This window comes from Billgrantia ethanolica (genome assembly GCF_021404305.1).
Classification (GTDB): Bacteria; Pseudomonadota; Gammaproteobacteria; order Pseudomonadales; family Halomonadaceae; genus Halomonas; species Halomonas ethanolica.
This window is the reverse complement of sequence record NZ_JABFTX010000001.1, coordinates 1,220,137-1,242,876: the sequence shown is the minus strand read 5'-3', so window position 1 is coordinate 1,242,876 and position 22,740 is coordinate 1,220,137. Positions and strand designations below refer to the sequence as shown.

General features: G+C 63.7%; 15 protein-coding genes. 7 read left to right on the top strand and 8 right to left on the bottom strand.

What is annotated here, in order from left to right; genetic code table 11:
* The 5 genes from HOP53_RS05565 to metG all read right to left on the bottom strand — a co-directional run bounded on the left by HOP53_RS05565 (position 1) and on the right by metG (position 6,627).
* Entirely contained in the window at positions 1 to 1,062 is a 1,062-nt protein-coding gene (locus HOP53_RS05565; RefSeq protein ID WP_234269090.1) for a carboxysome shell carbonic anhydrase, read from the bottom strand.
* A 161-nt stretch (positions 1,063 to 1,223) separates the two neighbouring features.
* Complete coding sequence (nth, locus tag HOP53_RS05560) at positions 1,224 to 1,859, bottom strand: endonuclease III (RefSeq protein ID WP_234269089.1); 636 nt, start codon at positions 1,857 to 1,859, stop codon at positions 1,224 to 1,226.
* Between the two features lie 28 nt (positions 1,860 to 1,887).
* On the bottom strand, positions 1,888 to 2,670 hold the full coding sequence (locus HOP53_RS05555; protein ID WP_234269088.1) for an RnfABCDGE type electron transport complex subunit B: 783 nt from the start codon (positions 2,668 to 2,670) through the stop codon (positions 1,888 to 1,890).
* Between the two features lie 133 nt (positions 2,671 to 2,803).
* A complete protein-coding gene (locus HOP53_RS05550) occupies positions 2,804 to 4,408 on the bottom strand; it encodes a sensor domain-containing diguanylate cyclase (RefSeq protein WP_234269087.1) in 1,605 nt (534 codons plus the stop codon).
* A 176-nt stretch (positions 4,409 to 4,584) separates the two neighbouring features.
* Entirely contained in the window at positions 4,585 to 6,627 is a 2,043-nt protein-coding gene (gene metG / locus HOP53_RS05545) for a methionine--tRNA ligase (RefSeq protein ID WP_234269086.1), read from the bottom strand.
* A gap of 228 nt (positions 6,628 to 6,855) precedes the next feature.
* Here metG and HOP53_RS05540 point away from each other — a divergent pair, with 228 nt between their 5' ends.
* The 4 genes from HOP53_RS05540 (at position 6,856) to HOP53_RS05525 (ending at position 11,904) form a co-directional block, all read left to right on the top strand.
* On the top strand, positions 6,856 to 7,128 hold the full coding sequence (locus HOP53_RS05540; RefSeq protein ID WP_234269085.1) for a hypothetical protein: 273 nt from the start codon (positions 6,856 to 6,858) through the stop codon (positions 7,126 to 7,128).
* Between the two features lie 304 nt (positions 7,129 to 7,432).
* On the top strand, positions 7,433 to 8,578 hold the full coding sequence (locus HOP53_RS05535; RefSeq protein WP_234269084.1) for an alpha/beta hydrolase family protein: 1,146 nt from the start codon (positions 7,433 to 7,435) through the stop codon (positions 8,576 to 8,578).
* A 29-nt stretch (positions 8,579 to 8,607) separates the two neighbouring features.
* Entirely contained in the window at positions 8,608 to 9,459 is an 852-nt protein-coding gene (mepA, locus tag HOP53_RS05530; RefSeq protein ID WP_267955210.1) for a penicillin-insensitive murein endopeptidase, read from the top strand.
* A gap of 42 nt (positions 9,460 to 9,501) precedes the next feature.
* A complete protein-coding gene (locus HOP53_RS05525; RefSeq protein WP_234269082.1) occupies positions 9,502 to 11,904 on the top strand; it encodes a DNA polymerase II in 2,403 nt (800 codons plus the stop codon).
* A 10-nt stretch (positions 11,905 to 11,914) separates the two neighbouring features.
* Here HOP53_RS05525 and HOP53_RS05520 read toward each other — a convergent pair whose 3' ends face one another.
* On the bottom strand, positions 11,915 to 13,054 hold the full coding sequence (locus HOP53_RS05520) for an LBF_2804 family protein (protein ID WP_234269081.1): 1,140 nt from the start codon (positions 13,052 to 13,054) through the stop codon (positions 11,915 to 11,917).
* Between the two features lie 199 nt (positions 13,055 to 13,253).
* Here HOP53_RS05520 and HOP53_RS05515 point away from each other — a divergent pair, with 199 nt between their 5' ends.
* The 3 genes from HOP53_RS05515 (at position 13,254) to HOP53_RS05505 (ending at position 17,934) form a co-directional block, all read left to right on the top strand.
* On the top strand, positions 13,254 to 13,529 hold the full coding sequence (locus tag HOP53_RS05515; protein ID WP_234269080.1) for a hypothetical protein: 276 nt from the start codon (positions 13,254 to 13,256) through the stop codon (positions 13,527 to 13,529).
* 229 nt (positions 13,530 to 13,758) lie between these two features.
* The gene (locus HOP53_RS05510) at positions 13,759 to 14,814 is read left to right on the top strand and encodes an efflux RND transporter periplasmic adaptor subunit (protein ID WP_234269079.1); all 1,056 of its coding nucleotides are present in this window, start codon (positions 13,759 to 13,761) and stop codon (positions 14,812 to 14,814) included.
* 30 nt (positions 14,815 to 14,844) lie between these two features.
* Positions 14,845 to 17,934: an efflux RND transporter permease subunit gene (locus HOP53_RS05505; protein ID WP_234269078.1), complete on the top strand. Its 3,090-nt coding sequence runs from the start codon at positions 14,845 to 14,847 to the stop codon at positions 17,932 to 17,934.
* On the opposite strand, the gene HOP53_RS05500 is transcribed toward HOP53_RS05505, so the two are convergent.
* Together HOP53_RS05500 and thiI are read right to left on the bottom strand one after the other, a co-directional pair.
* A complete protein-coding gene (locus tag HOP53_RS05500; RefSeq protein WP_234269077.1) occupies positions 17,874 to 20,945 on the bottom strand; it encodes a transglycosylase domain-containing protein in 3,072 nt (1,023 codons plus the stop codon). The genes HOP53_RS05505 and HOP53_RS05500 overlap by 61 nt on opposite strands.
* Before the next feature lie 258 nt (positions 20,946 to 21,203).
* Positions 21,204 to 22,679, bottom strand: a complete 1,476-nt coding sequence (thiI, locus tag HOP53_RS05495) for a tRNA uracil 4-sulfurtransferase ThiI (RefSeq protein ID WP_234269076.1) — start codon at positions 22,677 to 22,679, stop codon at positions 21,204 to 21,206.
* Positions 22,680 to 22,740: the final 61 nt, after the last annotated feature.

Genomic DNA, 22,740 nt, shown 5'->3' with positions numbered 1-22,740 from the left:
TCACGCCTGTGACAGGAGTTCCAGTCGGCGGCTCGGCCAGTGCACCACGGCGGTTCGCGACAGCATGCTGGCGGCTAACCGCGGATGCTCCCGGGAGATGACCCGGGCAGCGAACTCCGACAGGAAGCGCGACTTCAGCTCGGCGCGGGCGCGATCCACGCCGATCGCCTCGTATGGCGTCGAAGCCAGCAGCAGGAAGCCATCGTCGGAGATGCGTCCGGCCTTCATGTTGGCGTCGATGATGGCGGCAGCCGTGGCGATGGGTTCGGAAAGATCGGGGCTGTAGGGGCCGACGATAAGAGCGGTATTGGGCAGATGCAGGAAGTCGAACCCACGCCCGATGCAGATGACCCATTCGCGATGTTCGATATCCAGCTCGCGAGCGGTACCGCGCAGGGAGTCGACATGCTGCAGGTTGCCCTGCAGCAGCGGCAGCAGGTCGCGGCGGATGTCGCCGGGTATGTCGGGGCACACCTGAGCCACGCGCTGGTCGAGTTCGGCGCCTTCGGCAAGCGTCAACTCGCCGATGTCGAGAGTGGCGCCATCGCTGCCGTGGACGATGAGAGAATCGGTATCGGTTTCGAAGCCGCACACCAGCGGGTAGACGTTGCGATGATCGCGACCGAAGACCTGCTCGGCCTGACGACGTATCTCGTTGGCGTGAGCCAGAGCGGCCTCGGCGTCACAGGCGAAGCCGGCACAGCCGCGGGCCAGGTCGCCGCGCGAAAAGTGATAGCTGATGATCAACAGCACACCGTTGCCGCCATGAATGGCCGCGTGCACGGCATCGGTGAGCATCTCGCCGAGATAGGGCCAGCCCAGATGGAAGATGCCCCCCAAGTTGCGGAAGGGGGTGATGATGCCCAGTGGAGTGCGGGTGGCATGGGGAAGGTGTATCCGCCCATCCATGCACTTCATGGCCAGAATCCGGGTGGGGTGCTTGGCCAGATAGCGCTCGCGGGCCAGCCATGCCGAGGGGCTGCAGAAGGTATCGGCGTGCTCGCGCGAAAGGGCGAGCAGTGCCTCGATGCGCTCACCGATGGGGCGGTCGTGTAGTGGCATGATTCGGCCCGGCTTATTGTTTTATTGTCGTTTCCGCTTCATCGTCCCTGACTGTGCACCATTATGCAAAACCCTCATTCGTCTAAGGCGGAGGGCTACCGCGCAACGCAGCGGTTCGCACGCGTAGGAATTTTTGCAGTGTTTCCCGAATGTGACGACACTCAAATATCCACCTTCTCCTTGTACTCGCACAGATCCTCGATCACGCAGCTGCCGCAGCGCGGACGGCGGGCAACGCAGGTGTAGCGTCCGTGCAGGATCAGCCAGTGGTGGGCGTCGTGCAGAAATTCCTTGGGCACGTGGCGCAGCAGCTTCTGCTCGACCTCGACCACGTTCTTGCCCGGGGCGATGCGGGTACGGTTGGATACCCGGAAAATGTGCGTGTCCACCGCCATGGTGGGCTGCCCGAAGGCGGTGTTGAGAATCACGTTAGCGGTCTTGCGCCCCACGCCGGGAAGTGCCTCGAGCTCGGCCCGGGTGCTTGGCACCTCACCGCCGTGCCGCTCGACCAGGATGCGGCAGGTTTTCATCAGGTTTTCGGCTTTGGTGTTGTACAGGCCGATGGTCTTGATGTGTTCCTTGAGCGCATCGAGCCCGAGATCGAGAATCGCTTGTGGCGTGTTGGCCACCGGGAACAGCCGCGCGGTGGCCTTGTTGACCCCCACGTCGGTGGCCTGGGCGGAGAGCAGCACGGCCGTGAGCAGCTCGAAGGGAGTGCTCCAGTCCAGCTCCGTGGTGGGGTTGGGGTTGTGCTCGCGCAGGCGGGAAAAGATCTCGTAACGTTTCTGGGCGTTCATGGGGGTAACCGGTTCTTGGCGGCAGGGTTCATTGTGGCGATGGCGACGCCAGGGCGGCACGCGCCTCCTCGAGCAGCGCGTTGGCTCGTTCGAGCTGAGACTCGGCCAGGCGACAGGCCGCCTGGTCATCGCGCCGCTGGGCGCTCTCGAACTGCATGCGAGCCCTGCGCACCGCCTGTTCGGCCGCCTTGACCGCCATTTGTCGCTGGCGATGCTGAGGTGTCGTGCTCGCAGTGCCACGTGAGCTTTGCGACTCCCGGCGGATCATGCGTCGCTGCCGCTCCAAGCGCTTCTCCCGCTCCAGGCGTGCCAACCGCTGCCGGCGCGCGTCGTGGCGCCTGCGACCCAGTTCCGCGCGACGTGCCAGGTAGGCCGCGCGCTCGGCTTCGTCGCCGGCAGCCTGCCACTCAGGGTGCGGCACCAGGTCGATGCAATCGACCGGGCAGGGCGCGACACACAGTTCGCAGCCGGTACACTCCGTCGCGATCACGCTGTGCATGCGCTTGCTGGCACCGAGAATGGCGTCCACCGGACACGCCTGAATGCACTTGGTACAGCCGATGCACTCCGCTTCGCGAATCATGGCGGCCAGCGGCAACTGGGCCGGCTCCTCGAGGGGGAGCGGGGTTTGACCGGTCAGCTCGGCTAGCCGCACGACGGTGGCCTCGCCGCCGGGCGGGCAGCGGTTGATCGCCTCGCCCTGGGCAATGGCCTCGGCGTAGGGAAGGCAGCCCGGGTGCCCGCACTTGCCGCATTGGGTCTGGGGCAGCAGGGCGTCGATGGCCTCGATCAGCGTCGCGTCGCGGGTCACGTGCACTCCTGTTGGGCACCGGTGAATCCAGGAGCCGTATTATACACGCCTCGGATTGCCGACGGGCGTGCCACTCGGAGTGTCATCCTGGGCGAGAGGGCTGGCCGAGCCTCGCCCGAGGGTATGGGGCATCTCAGGAATCTAGGGTAGTGGTCGGGCCGAAGGTCGTGTCGAGAGCCCGATACGTCGCTGCTCGATTGCGACCACTGGCCTTGGCCCGGTACAGGGCCTGGTCGGCGGCGCGCATGAGATCGCCCGGTTCCATCGTGTTTGCCTGCAGAGTGGCAATGCCGATGCTCACGGTCACGTTGCAACTGGTGGGTGAGGTCTCGTGGTCAAGCCCCAGTGCTTCTATCGCTTCGAGCAGCTCGCGGGCAAGCCGAAGTGCCTCGTCTTCCGAGGTGTTCGGCAGCAGCACGCTGAACTCCTCGCCGCCGGTGCGAGCGACCAGAAATCCTCGCGGTTCGAGCTGCGCTTCCATGTGTTGGGCCAGGGTCACCAGGCAGACATCTCCCGCCTGGTGACCGTAGTGGTCGTTGTAGAGCTTGAAGTGGTCGATGTCGATCATCATGGCAGCATGGCCCTGATGAGTGCCGCTGTGGTCAAGCAGCTCTGTCAGGCGCTGGTCGAACAGTCGGCGGTTGGCGACTCCCGTCAGTGGGTCGTGCAGCGTCAGATCACGCAGCAAGTCCGACTGCCGGCGCTGGTGGTCGAGCAGGTTACTAAATTCACGGGAGAGAGTGCCGATCTCATCGTGACGCGCCAGCAATGACACGGGCATGGCGGGAGGCGCCGCTTCCTGGTGAAGGCTCTGAGTGAAGGTAGCCAGCTGGCGTAGCGGTGAGAGCACCATGCGCTCCAGCAGCCACAGCACCATGAGCAGCGTGGCGATCAGTACGCCGCTGGTCCAATAGAGGGCGAAGCGAAAGGTTTCCAGGCTAGCCTGATAGCGCTGGCGCGGCAGCGCGGCGTCGATACGCAAGGCGTGGCTCGATGGCAGGGCCGGTATCAGGCGATTCGCCGTCATGTGCGTAGGAGAAGTGCGGTCTAGTATCTGAGCGGCGCTTTCCTGAGCTGGTACGGGTACGGGACTCAGCTCCAACTCGATGCCGGTAGTATCGCGTAACTGCTCGATCCACGGCTCGCTGAGCGGGCGCACCATGGCCAGCCAGCCGGTGGCGGGCGTCTCCTGGTGGCTCTGATGGATCGGCGAGAGGCCGGCCATGGCAAGTTCCGGAGCGGCCAGCAGCCAGGTGTGGGTGGCATCGTCCAACCCTTGGGCGACATAGCGGCTGAGAAACGCGATAGAGGCGCTGGCCCAGTCGCATGGGGGCATGCTTCCCGGGCATGAGACGAATTCACCGTGCTCATTGTAGCCCACGACCCAATAGGGCTCGTTGCTTGCGTCGAGGAACACCATCATCTCGAGATCGAGGGTCTCGAGCGTCGACTCGTAGAGATTGGAATCGACGTACTGGGGCTGCAGGCCCTGAACGAAGTCGTAGGTGTCGTCCCAATGCGCCCAATCTTCCACCATGCGCCGCATGTGATTGAGTTCGGCGCCCAGAGCGCGCTCGATTCGGTCGAGCTCGGCGCTGGCATAGGCCTCTTCGTCTTCCAGTAGAATCGGCATGATCTGAAAGCGCGCGATGGCGACGAGTGCAAGCAAAGCCAGGCACAGCACGGCGCAGAGCGAGAGAAGAAAACGATTACGCAGTGAGCCTTTGAGAGCCGTCATGAAGCCTGCCTGTATTATGGACCGCTGATATGGTATGAATGGCAGCGGCACCGTGTAGGTAATTGCTTACATTACTATCGGCTTTGGACGACAAATCTTGAGTTAATTTAGCCTTGCAACGCGGTTGAAAGCATGGCTCACCGGTATGCTTCCAACCGCTTTCGACACTCGCGGACTTAGCGGACGCGCTGGCCGGGCTCGGCACCGGAGTCGGGCGAGAGCAAGTAGATGCCATCGTCGTTGCCTGCTGCCAGTACCATGCCCTCCGACATGCCGAAGCGCATCTTGCGCGGAGCCAGGTTGGCCACCATGACCGTCAGGCGGCCCTCCAGCGCTTCCGGTGAGTAGGCGGAGCGAATACCGGCGAAGACGTTGCGCGTTTCACCGCCCAGATCCAGCGTCAGCTGCAGCAGCTTATCGGCCCCCTCGACATACTCGGCCTTGGCGATCCGTGCGATGCGCAGATCGACCTTGGCGAAATCGTCGAAGGCGATCTCGTCAGCAATGGGATCTTCGGCCAGCGGCCCCTTGGCCGCCTCCTTGAGTTTCTGTTCTTCCACCAGGTCCTCCTTCGATGCCTCGATCATGGCATCGATCTTCTCCCGCTCGACGCGGGTCATCAACGGCTTGAACTTGGCGACCTCATGTCCCAGCAAGACCTCATGGCGGCTCGCCCAGTCGAGGGAGGGCAGCCTGAGGAACTCGCGCGCCTGCTCGGCCATGGCCGGCACCACCGGGGCCAGATAGACCATCAGCTGGCGGAACAGGTTGATGCCCACCGAGCAGATCTCCAGCACTTCCTGCTCGCGCCCCTCCTGCTTGGCCAGTACCCACGGCTCCTTGTCGGCAATGTAGGTGTTGGCCTCGTCGGCCAGCTCCATGATCTTGCGCACGGCCCGGCCGAACTCACGCGCCTCGAAGTCCTCGGCGATGGCGTCGCCGGTGGCGATGAAGCGTGCCACCAGTTCCGGCTCGGCGCAGTGGGCGGAGAGCCGACCGTCGCCCAGCTTCTTGACGAAGCCGGCACAGCGGCTGGCGATGTTGACCACCTTGCCCACCAGATCGGCATTCACCCGTGCGGCGAAGTCTTCCAGGTTGAGGTCCAGGTCGTCGACGCGGGAGGTGAGCTTGGCGGCGAAGTAGTAGCGCAGGTACTCGGGGTTCAGATGCTCGGCGTATGTCGCGGCCTTGATGAAGGTGCCGCGCGACTTCGACATCTTGGCGCCGTTGACGGTAACGAAGCCATGGCAGTTCACCGCCGTGGGCGTGCGGAAGTCGGCGCCGTGCAGCATGGCAGGCCAGAACAGTGCGTGGAAATAGACGATGTCCTTGCCGATGAAGTGATAGACCTCGGCTTCGGAGTCTTTCTTCCAGTAGGTGTCGAAGTCGAGGCCGGTACGGTCGCACAGGTTCTTGAAGCTGGCCAGGTAGCCGATCGGCGCATCGAGCCAGACGTAGAAATACTTGCCTGGCGCATCGGGGATCTCGAAGCCGAAATAGGGAGCATCCCGCGAGATGTCCCACTCGTTTAGCCCCGACTCGAACCACTCCTGCAGCTTATTGCCGATCTGCGTCTGCACGTGGCCGCCGCGGGTCCACTGCTTGAGGAAGTCGGCAAAGTCGGGAAGCTTGAAGAAGTAGTGGGTCGAGCTGCGCACCTCGGGCGTGGCGCCGGAGATGGCCGATACCGGATCAATCAGCTCCGCCGGCGTGTAAGTGGCACCGCACGCTTCGCAGTTGTCGCCGTACTGGTCGGCGGTCTTGCACTTGGGGCAGGTGCCCTTGATGAAGCGGTCGGCCAGGAACAGGCCCTTCACCGGATCATACATCTGCTCGATATCGCGGGTGGCGATGTGCCCGGCATCGCGCAGGCGAGTGTAGATCAGCTCGCTGAAATAGCGGTTTTCTTCGGAATGGGTCGAGTGGTAGTTGTCGAAGGCGACCCCGAAGGTGGCGAAGTCGTCCTGGTGCTCCCTGGAGACGCGCTCGATCAATGCCTCGGAGCTGATCCCCTCCTGCTCGGCGCGCAGCATGATGGCAGTACCGTGGGCATCGTCGGCACACACATAGTGGCATTCGTTGCCGAGGCTCTTCTGGAAGCGCACCCAGATATCGGTCTGGATGTACTCCAGCAGATGGCCGAGGTGGATCGAGCCGTTGGCGTAGGGCAGGGCACTGGTGACCAGGATCTTGCGCGGGGCGCTTGCGTTGTTCGACATATCGGCTCGGATATTCCCAGAAAAACAGACCCTGGATTGTAGCTGGCTTCCTATCTCGCTGCATCTGCTGAGGCCGGATTGGCCTGCGACGGGTTGCTTGGGGTATCATGTACAGTATCCGCCGCCGTTGGCCAATGGATGGGCCGCTGCGACAGGACTCACGCATTCCCGTTACGCATCATCCAAAAAAACGAACGTATGACGTTTCACTTTCGTGAGGATGATACGATGAAACTGCGATTTTCCGCCCTGCCCCTGTTTCTTGTGGCTGCTCTGCTGGTAGGTTGTGGCAGCAATGCCGTTGCACCGCGCTATACCAGCGAGAACCCCGATATCATGCGCATCGGCAACGATCGTCCCGCCGATCCGGAGCGCCAGGTCGAGGATCTCGGCACCTACTGCGTCGAGGTCACCGAAACCTGGAATTCCCATGGCACCACGCCGGACGGCCAGACCCTGTGGGCCAAGGACACCAGTCGCGTCGTCGTCCCCTGTGACTGAGCGCCCTGTGACTGAGCGCCCTGTGATTGAGGGCGCCCCTGACTGAGGGCGCCCCTGACTGAGTCAGTCACGTGACCGGCCCGCGCCAATGACGCGGGCCGGTTCGTTTCGCCTTATGTCCAGGAACAGGACAAAGGTTATCTTCGGCTCTCGCTGGCAGGCCTCGCCCCGATGACTAGACTGAGGGCACAAGCAAAAGGAACCTGCTATCAGGAGAATTGCCATGGAACGCATAGGGCATCGTTCATATATCCGCACCCGTTTTCCCCTTGAATCCCGCACGCCAGTTTTCGAACCGCGCACGTTGCCAGCCCCGCAACCGCTCACTCGTCGACGAGTCGGCGGGCTGACGTTGATGACCGGCGCCGCCTTGGCCCTCGCTCTGGCCGGCACGGCGGAAGCTCAGGCACCAGAGCCCGGCTCTGAGAGGCTGATGGGCCAGGAGGCGGAAGCCGAGGAGTCCGGGCTCGAACACCCGAGCGAACATCTCGTGGTCACCGATTTTCCCGGAGAGCTTACCGACGCCGACCTTGCCACCTGGCAGGAGCATGTTCCCGACATCCAGGACGTGGAGATTCCCTCCTCGGCGGACGACTATCAGCAGCCGGCAATGTTCTATGCACCTGATGGGGAAGAGGAGCGGCCGCTGCTGATGGTGCTGCACAGCTGGAGCACCGACTACCAGCAGAACATCGACATTCCTCTCGCCGAGTTTGCGGTGGCCAACGACTGGGCATTCATTCATCCCGACTTCCGCGGTGCCAACGACGGGCGGCCCGAGTCGACGGCTTCCGAACTGGTCATCTCCGACATGGAAGATGCGCTGGAATATGCCCGGGAGAATGCCAGCGTCGACGAGTCGCGCATCTACCTGCTGGGCTACTCGGGAGGGGCCATGAACGCGCTGCACCTGGCCAGCCGCCAGCCCGACACCTTTGCCGGCGTCGCCGCCTGGGTGCCGGTCTACGATCTGATCAGCTGGTATGAGTTTCACCATGGAAGCGCCGAGGATTACGCCGAGCAGATCGAGGGCGCCTGCGGGGGTGTGCCGGAAGAGGGTAGCGAGGCTCATGACGAGTGCGCCGCGCGCAGCCCCAAGGCCCACGTACCCGATGCGGCAGGCGAGATACGTGTCGTGATCGCTCACGGTATCCACGACGACATCGTGCCGGTCGATCAGGCGCTGCACGCCTACAACGATCTGGTCGAGGAAGAGGCGCGCCTCTCCCAGGAGCAGATCGAGGTGATCGAGGAGAATCGCGAAGTGCCGGACGACTTGATCGAACGCTCGCTGCATGAGGAGCGTGAGTACCCTCACTTCGACGCCGCCGAGGCCACGGTGTTGTTGCACCTGCAGTCCGGCCCGACGGAGCTGGTGCTGTTCGATGGTGAGCACGACATGCTGTATCGCCCCGGTCTCGAATGGCTTGCCCGGCAGGAACGTGAATGAGGATCTCGCTTACTCGACAAGGATGAATCATGCTTTGCAATGCTCCGATTCGACGCCCACGTAAGCTGGGCGTCCTCTTGTTTGCCTTGGTTACCCACCCTGCTTTCGCAGCCAGCCCACCGGAGGGCAGCGCACCGCCAACCACACCGGGAGACTGGTCGGAGGTCGAGACGCCCGTGCCTGGTCCGCCCCGGGTCATCGGGCCTTTCGACGGCGGCTGTATTGCCGGTGCCGAGCGGTTGCCCGAGGAGGGTATCGGCTACCAGGCGGTAGATCTCGAGCGCAATCGCCACTACGGCCACCCCTCGCTTCTCGACTATGTCGAGCGGCTGGGAGAGCGCGTCAACCAGGCCGGGTTCGGACCGATCCTGGTCGGCGACATGGCTCAGCCCCGCGGCGGGCCGATGCCCTATGGCCATGTCAGCCACCAGACGGGGCTCGACGTCGACATCTGGTTTCGACTCGACCTGCCGTTCCTCGAGCGCAGCGAGCGCGAGGATCTCGAACAGCCGATACTGGTCGATCCGCGCACCCAGCGTCTGGACGAACGCTGGACCGATGAGCATGCCGAACTGATTCGCCTGGCAGCGGACGACCCGCGCGTGGCACGGATCTTCGTCGACTCCGCTGTCAAGCGTGACCTCTGCGAGAGGGAATGGGACGATCGCTCGTGGCTGCGTCTGATTCGCTCGTGGCACTCCCATGACGAACACCTTCATGTGCGGCTGAGGTGTCCGCCAGACCAGCCGGAGTGTATCGATCAGCCGCCACCCCCGCCCGGTGACGGTTGCCAGGCGCTTGCGCCGACGCCGCGCCCGGAGGTCTATCCCTCGCCGAGCCGTTCGTTGCCGCCGGCATGCAGAGCGATACTCGACCAGTGACGCTGTAACGACAGCCACCGGCCTGCCCGGTAGAATGGCCGCATGACGGGCAGGCGAGGGGCAGCGGTGGAACGGCAGGGTTTCGTGTTGACGCGGCACTGGCGGGATACACCCGCAGGCTGCGAGGTGAGCTTCTGGCTGGCGACCGATGCCGGACCCTGCCATGTGCGCCTGCCGCCGCAGCCTTCGGTGGCGTTCCTGCCCGCCGCTCGGCGTCAGGAAGCGGAGCGTCTGCTGCCCGCCGAGCCCGGTATCGAACTCAAGCCCCTCGAGCTGCGCGATTTCCACCTGCAGCCGGTGGTCGGGCTCTATTGTCGTCAGCAGCGCCAGCTGCAGCAGTGCGAGAGGCGGCTGCGCGAAGGGGGTATCGCACTCCTCGAGGCCGACGTTCGCCCGCCGGAGCGCTATCTCATGGAGCGCTTCATCACCGCTCCGGTGCGCTTCAGCGGCGAGTACGAGGCCGACGGAGTGTGGTCAAGCGCTCAGCTCAAGCCCGCAGAGCACTATCGACCCCGCCTCAGGCTGGCGTCGCTGGACATCGAGACCAGTGAGCGGGGAGAGCTCTACTCGATTGCGATTGCCAGCGACGATCAGCGCCAGGTCTTCATGCTCGGCCCGCCCAACGGCCAGGAGGGCGTGGCAGAGCGCGAGCGGGATTTCGCTCTCGACTACTGCGACAGCCGCCAGGCGCTGCTCGAGCGCCTCAATGACTGGTTCGCCGAGAATGATCCCGACGCCATCATCGGCTGGAACCTGGTGCAGTTCGACCTGCGTCTGCTGCAGCGTCACGCCGAGCAACTCGGCGTGACGCTGCGCCTGGGGCGGGGCGGCGAGCCCCTCGGCTGGCGCGCCCATGGCAGCAACGCCAACCACTTCTTCGCCTCCGCAGCGGGGCGGTTGATCATCGACGGCATCGAAGCTTTGCGCCAGGCGACCTGGCAGTTCGCCTCGTTCAGCCTGGAGCACGTCGCCCAGGAGCTGCTGGGCGAGGGCAAGGCCATTGACAACCCCTACCAGCGCATGGACGAGATCAACCGCATGTTCGCCGAGGACAAGCCCGCGCTTGCCCGCTACAACCTCAAGGATTGCGAGCTGGTCACGCGTATCTTCGACAAGACCGAGCTGATCGATTTCCTGCTGGAGCGGGCCAGCGTCACCGGTCTGCCGGCCGACCGCAGCGGTGGTTCGGTGGCCGCCTTCAGCCACCTCTATCTGCCGCGAATGCATCGCCTGGGGTTCGTGGCGCCGAACCTGGCCCAGCCGGGCGAGCGAGAGGGCGATGATAGCCCGGGTGGCTTCGTCATGGACTCCCGGCCGGGGCTCTACGACTCGGTGCTGGTGCTCGACTTCAAGAGTCTTTATCCGTCGATCATTCGTACTTTCCTGGTCGATCCAGTGGGGCTGGTGGCGGGACTGGAGGAGCCCGAGTCGCAGAGCGTGCCAGGCTTTCGTGGTGCTTGTTTCTCGCGTACCTGCCATGCGCTGCCAGAGCTGGTCGCACGCGTGTGGCAGGGGCGAGACGCCGCCAAGCGCGAAGGCAACGCGCCGTTGTCCCAGGCGCTCAAGATCATCATGAACTCCTTCTACGGCGTGCTCGGTTCACGGGGCTGCCGCTTCTTCGACCCGCGCCTGGCATCGTCGATCACTCTGCGTGGGCACGAGATCATGCGTCGTACGCGTGAACTGATCGAAGCCGAGGGCTTTACGGTGATCTACGGCGACACCGACTCCACTTTCGTCTGGCTGGGCAGCGCCCATGAGGAGGCCGAGGCCCACGCCATCGGTCAGCGTCTGGCGGCGCGGGTCAATGGCTGGTGGGAGGCGCATCTAGCGGCGGAGTATGGCCTCGCCAGCGCACTGGAAATACAGTTCGAGACCCACTATCGGCGCTTCCTGATGCCCACCATTCGCGGCGCGGAAGAGGGCAGCAAGAAACGTTATGCGGGCCTGGTGCGCGATGCGCAGGGCGCCGAGAGTGTGGTTTTCAAAGGGCTGGAGACGGTTCGAGCAGACTGGACGCCGCTGGCCAAGATATTCCAGCAGGAACTCTACCGGCGCATCTTCGTCGGCGAAAGCTATCGCGACTTCGTGCGCGACTACGTGGCTCGCACCCTGGCCGGTGAGCTCGACGAGCGCCTGGTGTATCGCAAGCGGTTGCGCCGTCGGCTGGATGAATATCGCCGCAACGTGCCGCCCCACGTGCGTGCTGCGCGCATGGCCGACGATCTCAACGACCGGCTGGGCCGCCCGCGGCAGTACCAGCAGGGCGGCTGGATTCGCTATGTGATCACCGTGGCCGGCCCGGAGCCGCTCGAAGCCCGCCGCTCGGTCGTCGATTACGACCACTATCTCTCGCGTCAGCTGCAGCCCGTCGCAGATGCCATTCTTCCTTTTCTGGGCGACGATTTTGCCACACTGATCGACCGTCAGCTCGGCCTCTTCTAGGCCAGCAGGTCTACTTACCGTTCGCTGCGGCGCTGCCAAAGGGTTGGCCGTGCATGAACTGGCGGCGCCAACTGCGAACTTTCTCATGCGGGTAAGCCATGTCACAGGCCTCGAACAGCTCCTCTAGGAAGCGTTTGCGCTTGCCCTTGCATCTGCCGGCGAGCACGGTAGCCGCGATCAGCAGCTCTAGCACGCGGTGCTTCTCTGCACGCTCCAGTCGGCTTAGCACAAAGCGCTGCCCGGGCCAGTCCACCTCGATCTCGTGCTGTTGGCGGTGGAAGGTGTCGAGCAGGCGAGAGAGCAGGTAGATATGGTTGGGGTGTGCATCACGGTTGGCCATGATCAGTGCGCCCATGGCATGCAGTAACACTTCTTGAGCCCTCTCGCTGAAGGGGGCTTGCGAAAGCCTGACAATCATCGCTTCGATGGCAAAGGGGCCCAGCGCCTGTTCGCGGGCCTTGACCATGATGCGCCAGGTAATGATGGCGTTCCAGGCGGCATACAAGGGGCCGGTTACCAGCGGCAGCAGGCCACGCAGTGCCACACGGCCCAGCACCCGGCGCAGGAATACGCGCAGCAGGAAGCTCGTCACGCCAACCTTCAGACGATACATCACCGACATGGCCATGAGTCGCCAGCGGCTCAGGTAAGCGTAAGGATCGATGCCGTAGATCCGGTGCCGGGGGCTGGGAAACTCGAGCGCTGCACGACTCAGGCCCAGCAGGGTCAGCTCGGCGAGAGGGCTGTCGTGAAGCGGTGCGCCGGCCAGTCGGCTGGTGGTGGCCACGCCACGCAGGGCATTCCAGTAGAGGAAGGCGATTTCCAGTGCGCTGACCACCCCGGCCACGGCAAAGAAGCCGGCCCAGTACGGCAACTGCTCCATCAGACTCATGTCCTGCATGCCACCGAGCATGCCCTGGCGCATGTACCACTCCATACCGCCAATCACGCCGCCGGAAACGATGCCGGCCACGATGGCCCAGGCGATGCTGGCGTAGAAGGCACGCTCTATTCCCTTGAGTTCGTGGTGGCGACGCGCCTGACCGGGAGTAGTCCGGCGGCGATTATGGTGCTGCAGAAAGCGCCCTGCCCAGCGCTCGAAAATGCTGGGCTGCGGGGCGTACTCCAGGTCCGGTCTTGTTTCTGCCATGAAACTCTTGCCATGCCCTTGGTTCTGGTTGTTATCCCCCAGCGTAGCGTTACCACAGTATTACGACGAGCCGTACGGTCGTTCGATTCGCAAGCGAACGGTGTTCGAAAAAGATTGACGCTGCGCTGGAGCAAATGATATTTAGCGCTACCGGCAATGCCTGCCGGAGTGAAATCGACATTCTCGAGGGTTTGTGAACATGCCTTTGCGCCGCTGTTTGCCCGTAGTTCTGCTTGCTGCCGCCCTGGTCGCCGGCTGTGCCAGCAACTCCACCATTGCGCCTCGCTACACCACTGACAATCCCGATCTGTTGCGAATCGGTGGCGAGCGTCCGTCCAACCCTGACGTGCGTACAGAAAACGCCGGCTCCTTCTGCATGGAAGTGAGCGAGCGCTGGAACGACCATGGCAAGACGCCGGATGGCCAGACCCTGTGGGCCAAGGACACCATGCGTAAAGTGGTGCCCTGTCAGTAGGGGCATCATTCTCGTACAAGGCCCGGTGCTGATTACACAGCACCGGGCCTTGTCGTTTATGGCTTGTCGCGAGTGACTTGCAGGCGGATTGTGGCGAGTGGGGTGACTCTGTTTCAAACGTATGCTTGAATGTCCCGGCGCGCCTTACATTCAGGCTCGTATGGTCTATGGTTAGTCGCTCAGGGAGCCGACGGCAGGCGCGGTGTAGTAGACACAGGGAGGTCGTTCGATGAAGCGGGCAGTGGGGCTCATGGCAATGCTGGCGCTGGCGTTGGCCGGTTGCAACGGCGACCAGGCTGAAGAGGACGAGCCTGCAGTGCGTGTGGTGAAACTCATGGAAGTGGGGGAGCACACGCTGGTGCCGAGCCGGCGTTTCGTCGGCAGAGTGGAGGCCCTGCGCACGGTAGACCTGTCATTTCGTGTTGGCGGCCAGTTGATCGAGGTGCCGCCGCGCCAGGGCGAGATCATTCCCCGGGGCGAAAGCGTCGCCCGCCTCGATCCGACCGACTTTGAACTGGCCGTTCGACGCGCCGAGGCCGAGTATCAACTGGCCAGGCGAGAGATGGGGCGTGTTCGCCAGCTGCTCGAGACGAATGCCATCTCGCAGTCGGCCTTCGATGAGGTACGCACTCAGTACGAGCTTGCCGAAGTGCAGCGCGACAGTGCGCGTCAGGACCTCTCCTATACCACCATCGAGGCGCCCTTCGATGCCATGGTGACCCGCCGGCTGGTGGAGAATCACAGCAACGTACAGCCCAATACCGCCATCGTGCGAGTGCAGGACGTAACGGAGCTGCGGGTCAGAATCAACGTTCCCGAAACCCTGGTGCGTAGTGTGGCGAATCCCGAGCGCTTCGAGGTCGAGGCCGAGCTGCTCTCGGCGCCTGGCGAGCGCTTTTCTCTCGAGTACCGCGAGCACGTCACCGAGCCCGACGACGTGGCCCAGACCTACCAGGTGGAGTTTGCCATTCCGAATCACGAAGTTGTCGGAGCGATGCCGGGCATGACGGCTTCCGTGTCGGTATCGCTGATCGATGCCATCGAGCATGGCGCGCTGCGCATTCCCGTGGCAGCGCTCGACACGGACAACGAAGGCAACTTCCAGGTCTGGGTCTACCGCGCCGATGACCAGCGCGTCGAGCCGCGCCAGGTGCTGGTCGGTCAGCTGCACGGTGACACGGTGCCGGTGCTGGCGGGGTTGCAGCCGGGTGAGCGGATCGTCGCGGCAGGAGCTCACCTGCTGCATGAAGACATGCGCGTTCGTCCCATGGAAGCGGCGCTCTAAGTACGGTCCGAAAACTGGCAGGAGCAGGATATGGATATCGCCAAGTCGTCCATCGAACGGCCGGTCATCACCTGGCTCATCGTCGTCGTCTGCCTGCTTGGCGGCATTTGGGGCTTCAACAACGTCGGCAAGCTCGAAGATCCCGATTTCACCATTCCCAATGCCATCATCAATACCCAGTACCCCGGCGCCACCGCCCAGGAAGTGGAGGAGGAGGTCACCGAGCGCCTGGAAATGGCCATCCAGGAGCTGCAGCAGATCGATGTGATCGAATCGCTCTCCATGCCGGGGCGTTCGGAAATCGAGGTGGAGGTCGCCTCCACCTATCGTAGTCACCAGCTGCCGCAGATCTGGGACGAGCTACGGCGCAAGGTCAACGACGTGCAGGGCTCGCTGCCGGAAGGCGCTTCGGCCTCGCAGGTCAACGACGACTTCGGTGAGGTCTACGGCATCTTCTACGCGGTGACGGCACCGGGCTACGGCCACGACGAGATTCGTGACATCTCGCGCTTCCTGCAGCGGGAAATGCTGACGGTGCCCAATGTGGCGCGGGTCACCACGGCGGGGGAGCGCGATGAGACCATCTACATCGAAATTCCCAATGAGCGTCTCACCACGCTTGGCATTCCCGTCGACCACGTGATCAACACCATCCAGACCGAGAATCAGGTCACCGATGCGGGATCGATGCGCATCGGCGACGACCACGTGCGCATCGTCGCCCGCGCGGGGGTGGACAGCGTGGCCAATATCGAAGCAATTCGCATTGGGCGTCCCGGTACCACCGAACAAATCTCGCTGGTCGATATCGCCAGCGTCTATCGTCAGCCGTTGGAGATTCCCAACCACTTGATCCGGCACAACGGCGAGCCGGCATTCACGCTGGCCGTGGCAGGGGTGGCGGAGGCCAACATCGTCGAGGTGGGCGAGGCGGTGGAGCGCCATCTCGAAGCGCTGGAAGCGCGCTTGCCGCTGGGCGTCGAGCTGCATCCCATCTATGAGCAGCATCGGGTAGTGGACGAAGCGATCAACGATTTCCTGATCAACCTGGCCACCTCGGTGACCATCGTCATCCTGGTACTGTGCCTGTTCATGGGCTGGCGCGTCGGCGTGGTAGTAGGGGCGACCCTGCTGCTTACCGTGCTCGGTACGCTGTTCTTCATGTGGATATTCGATATCGAGATGGAGCGGGTCTCGCTGGGCGCGCTGATCATTGCCATGGGCATGCTGGTCGACAACGCCATCGTGGTGGCCGAGGGCATGTTGATCAACATGCAGCGCGGCAAGTCGGTCAAGGAGGCGGCCAGCGAGGCCGCCGGGCGTACCCAGATACCGCTGCTCGGCGCAACGGTGATCGGTATCCTGGCCTTCTCGGGCATCGGACTTTCCGATGACGTTACCGGCGAGTTTCTCTTCTCGCTGTTTGCCGTGATCGCCATATCCCTGCTGCTGAGCTGGGTGTTGGCCATTACCGTCACGCCGCTGTTCGGCTACTACCTGTTTCACGGCAAGCAGCTAGGCAGCGACAGAGACCCTCACGGCGGTCTGTTCTATCGGGTCTATGCTCGCTTTCTCAGCCTGGCGCTGCGTCTGCGGGTGCTCTCGGTGGCCCTGTTGGTGGGGATCACGGCGCTGTGCGCCTGGGGCTTCACCTTCGTTTCTCAGTCATTCTTTCCCGACTCGAATACGCCGCTGTTCTACGTCAACTACGAGCTGCCCCAAGGCAGCGACATCCGCGCCACACAGCGCGATGCCGAACGTATCGAGGGCTTTCTGCTCGACCAGGAGGGGGTGGAGAACGTCTCCACCTTCGTCGGCCGCGGGGCGACTCGCTTCATGCTGACCTACGCTCCGGAGCAGCCCAACCCGGCTTATGCGCAGTTCATCGTGCGGGCCGAGAGCCTGGAGCGCATCGATGAACTCGATCCCCACGTCTATGCCGAGCTTCAGGCTGCGTTTCCCGAGGCGCGGGTACGCACCGAGCGTATCCAGTTCGGCCCGGGTGGGGATGCCCAGATCGAGGCACGCTTCCAGGGTAGCAACCCGGCAGAGCTGCGCCGGTTGGCGGATGAAGCGCAGCAGCGGATGCGGGCCAATCCGGCGGTGATCGACGTGCGTCAGAACTGGCGCGAACGTGAGGCCGTCGTGGTGCCGCTGTACAACGAGGAGCGTGCCCGCATTGCCGGGGTCACCCGCGACGAGCTGGCGCAAACCCTGCAGTTTGCCGCGTCGGGGGTACGCGCGGGTACTTACCGCGAGGGCGACAACCTGATACCCATCGTCGCCCGCCCGCCGGCAGATGAGCGCGGCGACGTCGCGCTGCTGGCCGACCGTATGGTGTGGAGCAACGCCGAGCAGCGCTTCATCCCCATCGCGCAGATCGTCGACGGCTTCGAAACCCAGAGCGAGGAGGCGCGGATTCACCGGCGTAACCGCGTGCGCACGTTGACGGTACAGGCCGACCCGGCGCCGGGCTACACGGCTGCGGCGGCCCATGCCGCCGTGCGTGAAGAGATCGAGGCCATGGCGCTGCCGCCGGGCTATGCCATGTCATGGGGCGGTGAATACGAAGACTCCGCCGATGCCCAGGCCTCGCTGGCGCAGCAGCTGCCGCTGAGCTTCGTGGCGATGCTGGTAGTATCGATCCTGCTGTTCGGCAAGCTGCGCCAGCCGCTGATCATCTGGCTGGTGGTACCGATGTCGATCTGCGGCGTGGTGATCGGGCTGTTGCTAACGGGGCTGCCGTTCTCGTTCACGGCCCTGCTGGGCATGCTCAGCCTGTCGGGGATGTTGATGAAGAACGCCATCGTGCTGGTCGACGAGATCGACGCACAGATACAGACGGGTAAGGAGCGTCTGACGTCGCTGATCGATGCCAGCATCAGCCGTCTGCGACCGGTGCTGCTGGCGGCCGGCACCACCATTCTGGGCATGCTGCCGCTGTTGTTCGATGCCTTCTTCAGCAGCATGGCGGTTACCATCATGGGCGGGCTGGCGTTTGCCTCGCTGCTGACGCTGATCGCGGTGCCGGTGTTCTACTCGCTGTTCTTCGGCATTCCCTATCGCAGGGCAACCGAGAGCGATGAGGAAGAGCCGTCGTCGCTCTCGGCCGGGGGCTGAACTGCCTCGCCGTCATCGGCGAAATGGTACTCCGTTTGTGGCGGCGGACAGGTGCCGACACCTGGCGCCAGATAGGGGCGCAGGATTGGCTCCATGCCCTTCAGCACCTGGACCGGCAGGGCCGAGGTGAAGCGGAAGTCATCCGAGGCGCTGCCCGAGACGAAGGCGGTGAGGGTGCCGAAGTGGTCGTCGCCGAGGTAGAACACGAAAGTGGCCGTGCGGTTGCGTGCCAGCGAGCTGGTCACCTGGCCGCTGCGGCTGACCGTCTCGATACGATTGTTGCCGGTGCCGGTCTTGCCGCCCAGTACCAGCGGCGAACCGTCTTCCAGGCTGAAGCTACCCTGTAGTCGCCGGGCGGTGCCCCCTTCGACCACTTGCGACAGGGTTTCACGCAGCACGGTGGCCACCTCCGAGCGCATGACCCGCTGGGCCTGCCCGTAGGCGGGTACGAAGCGCGTCTCGTAGGGGGTATCGGCAGCGAAGTGAAGTTCGTCGATACGCAGGGTAGGCAACTTGACCCCATCGTTGAGAATGATGCCCATCAGTTCGGCCAGCGCCGCCGGACGGTCGCCCGAGGTGCCCACGGCCGTCGCCAGCGAGGGTACCAGGTGGGCGAAAGGATAGCCCAGGCGCTGCCAACGCTCGTGGATGTCGAGAAACGCCTCGACCTCCAGCATCGTGCGAATGCGAACGTCCCTGGCGCTGCGGTGCCGGGTGCGGAACAGCCAGCCATACACCTCCTGACGCTCCTCGGCACTGGCCGCTACCGCTTCGCCGAAGCTGGCCTCCGGATAGTCGAGCAGGTAGCCCAGCAGCCACAGCTCCAGCGGGTGAACGCGAGCCACGTAGCCCTGATCGGTCAGGTTGAAGTTGCCGGGCGCGTAGCGCTCGTATAGCGCGGCGACCTCGCGCTCGCTGAGCCGGTTGCCGTTGGGTAGCCAATCGACGAGGAATGCATGGAACGTTTCCAGGTCGGCCTCGGGGAACAGGTAGCGATGCACGGCCGCCAGTCGTGGTGCGGAGACGTTGAGTCCCTCGAGGAAGGTGACGAGACGCGCTTCGCTGTCCTGGTTGCGATACTTGCGCCAGAAACGCTGCAGGAAGGTGCGCCCCTCACGGTCGGCGAAAAGGCGCAGATACTCTTCGCGTCGCGGATCGCTGTCGTTCTCCAGCACTTGCGAACGGTGCTCGGCATGGTGAGTGCTGTAGCGTACCAGGTCGCGCATCAGCCGGATGAACGGGAGATTGAGGGATTCGCGCATGGCTTCCGAGAGGGTCGGATTGCGGCCGTTGTCCTCGCGGCGGAAATTGCTGAAGGTATGGCGTCCACCACCAGTGAAGAAGGCCTCGGCCGGGCTCGCCGAATAGCGCCGCTCCATGGCCATGCCAAGCAGGGTATCGAGGCTCAGCTCGGGGTTCTCGATGAGGCGGTCCAGCACCCAGCGGCTGAGCGTGTCCTGGCGGTCGGTTTCGATGGCGCGTAGCGCCTCTGCGCTCTTGCCGGCATGACGGCCGTGCACCTCGGCGACCATCTCGAGATAGGTGGCGAGCACCCGCAGCTTGGCGGTGGAGCCCAGCTCCAGCTTGCTACTCTGGTTGATGTCGAAGGGCTGGTCGGTATTGTCGGTCTGCACGCGGACTCGGAAGCCATCCTCGCTGCGCTCGAACAGGGTGAAGCTGTAGCGCACGTCCTGTGTCCGCTCCCGTGACAGCAGGCGGTCACCCAGCAGGCCGATCTCGGCGGCGAAGTCCGGGTCCGCCAGGCGATGCAGGTAACGGGTCGCGTCCCGCTGCAGATCGGCGTGCAGCGTGGTGCTGGCTCTGAGGTCGAGCCGATCGAGATCGTAGAAAGACATGCCGAGCATGCCCCCCAGACGTTGACGCGCCATCTGGATGCCCTTGTCGGGCTCGTTGCGCAGGTCGAACGGAGACGTGCCGAAGTTACGGAACGACAGGCGCTGCTCCAGCGCCGCTTGGGCGAGGTCGTACGGCACCACCCCTTCCTGCCTCAGCAGGCGAAGATGGCTGTCGGTCAGCTCCTCCAGGGCCTGCTTGCCGCTGGCCAGATACCAGGAGGGGCGTCGCTGAGCGATCATCAGGGCCACCACCTGGCGCAGTGCCAGCCCGGTCTCCGCGCGTTCGTCGACGCCATCGAAGCCGATCGCCAAGCGCCGGTTGAGAGTGTCGAAATCGGCGCCGAACCAGACCCACAGGCCGTCGCCGAGTCCATGCACCTCGCCGTAGCCCGGCGCCGCGGACAGCGGCACGGTGTTGAGGTAGTCCAGTGCCACGTCCTGGCGAGCCGTCATGGTTTGCGGTCCGTGGCGATAGCTGCGCACGCTGGCGGAGACCATCTGGCGCAGTTTCTCCATCGGCGAGTAGGTCAGTCCTCGCGGAGAATGCCGATACTTCTCCACTTGGGTGGCCAGGGTGCTGCCACCGGCGGACTGCTCCGAAAGATCCAGAGCGCGGCCCACCTGCGACATGGCCGCTCGGGTGAAGCGTGGCCAGTCGACGGCTGGGTTGGCATAGGGAGTGCTTTCGTTCAGCAAATGCCGGTTCTCGATGAACAGCAGCACCTGCAGTATCACCGGTGGAATGGCCTCGAAGTTGGCGTATTGACGCTGAGGGTGGCGGAATTCGTAGAAAGAGTCGCCGCGGCACTCCTCGATGATCAGGCCGGCCTGGGTCTTCTCCGCGTACGGGGGGAAGAAGCCGCGGCGGGTGTAGTCGAGCAGGGCGGGCGTGAAGCGGGCCTGCTCGGCAATCTCGTAACCACGATTGTTCAGGCGTGACTCGAGCTCCGGCAGCAGGGTATAGCCCAGGCGTTGATCGAAGGGGCCATGTTGAGGAAACAGGATCTGCGTGCTGCGGCCGGTTTCCAGGCTGTAGCGCAGGGTAGAGGCGTAGCGGGAAAGCTCCTGGGCCTGAAAGTGGGATGTCTTGGCCTCGGCGACGAGCAGCGTGGCCAGGGATACGCCGAATACCACCAGCAAGAGCGCCAGTGTCATATAAAGCCAGCGGCGCGACGGCTCCGGCCGAGGAGCTGGGGCGATTCTCGGTTCTTCAATGAACGGCGAACGCCTGGGCAGCGAATCGCCGTTGTCGCGCCACGCCACGGTAGGCGAATCCCGGCGTGACGAAGTACCGCGCACACTCATACGTCACCCCACTCGACCGCGACTCATACTTTTTGTTTTAGCCTAGTCCGGTGGGGCAATAAAGTAGTTGCTAAAAAAGAAATTGTAACCGAGCGGTGCGAAGCGCTTTCAGCCGTCGCGATAGACGCCGAAGTGAGTCAGTCCGCGATCGTGAAGATGCATGGCTTGCATACGGCTCATCACACCCTGAGCGCAGTAGAGCAGATAGCGACGGTCGTCAGGCAGCGCTTCGGCACGCGACTGCAACTCGAAGAAGGGGATTTCCAGACACTCGACCTGGGACAGCGACAGGGGAGCTGCTTCACGTTCCGCCGGCGGGCGTATGTCGATCACGCTGACGTCGGAGCCGTTGACTGCTGTCCGTAGATCGGTGATCACTTCGAGTTCGGGGGCTGCTGTTTGGGCTTGCTCCAGCAGTTGATCGGAGCGCGTCAGCACCGCTCGCTGCACGGCGTCGTCCAGCACGCTGAAGTCGAAATTCTCCTCGGCGGCGATCACCTTGTCATGACGTGCCTGGGTGTTGGGCCGCTGGGAAACGGCGCCGCAGACCTCGGGCATTCCTTCGGCATACGTGGCGGTGCCGATCTGGCGAGCGGTGTCGATGATGGTTTGCTTGTCCTCGGCAATCAGCGGACGCAGGATCGGCACGTCGCTGGCCTCGTCCATCAGTACCAGGTTGGTCAGGCTCTGACTCGAGACCTGTGCGATGGCATCGCCGGTCACCAGCATCGGGATGCGTGCGCGGGTGGCGATGCGACTCGCGGCGCGCACCATCATGCGCTTCAGCGTCACACCGATGAGACCATCGGGAATGCTGCGCTGCAGTTCCGCCACCACGCCTTCGAACGGCACTGCAATGAACTTCACGCGATGCGAGCGGGAGTAGCGATGCCACAGGTGGTGTGCCACTTCGCGTACCGCGGCCTCATGGCCGGCGCCACCGAGTTCAAAGAAGAGGAAGTGGGTCTTGATGCCGCGGCGCATCATCTTCCAGGCCGCCACCGGCGAGTCGTAACCACCCGAGATCAGCGTCAGGGCCTGGCCCTGCAGCCCCAGGGGGTAGCCGCCGAGGCCGGGCCAGCGCTGGCGTACCATGCGCAGGCGGCCTTCCACCACGTCGACTCTGACGTCCACGTCCGGGTCCTTCAGCCTTACCCTGGCATCGGGCGCCGCATCCAGCAGCGCTCGGCCGAGGTGGCGCTCGAGCTGTTCCGAGGTGAAGTCGTGCACCCCACGGCGTTTCACCGTAATTCGAAAGGTACGACCGGCGATGGCGTCTCGCCACACGGGCAGCAGCCGTACGGTAGTGTCCTCGAAGGAGACGAAAGGCACCTCCTCGACGCACTGCACCTCATGCACGCCCGGAATGTCGCACAAAGTCTCCTGGATCTCGCGATACCAGTCGGGCTCGGCGTCAGCCGGCATGAGCACCTTCAGCGCGTCCCAGCCGCCCTGAACGTCTATCGTCTCGCCCAGCGGTCGCAACACGTTGCGGATGTTGCCGACCAGGCAGCGGGTCATCTGGCGGCGCACCGAACGTGACTTGATGGTGATTTCAGGAAACAGCTTGAGCAGATAGTACATGGGCAAGGAATTTGTAAAAGTTTTGGAAAACAATTGCTTGCCATTATACCAGAGAGACGGG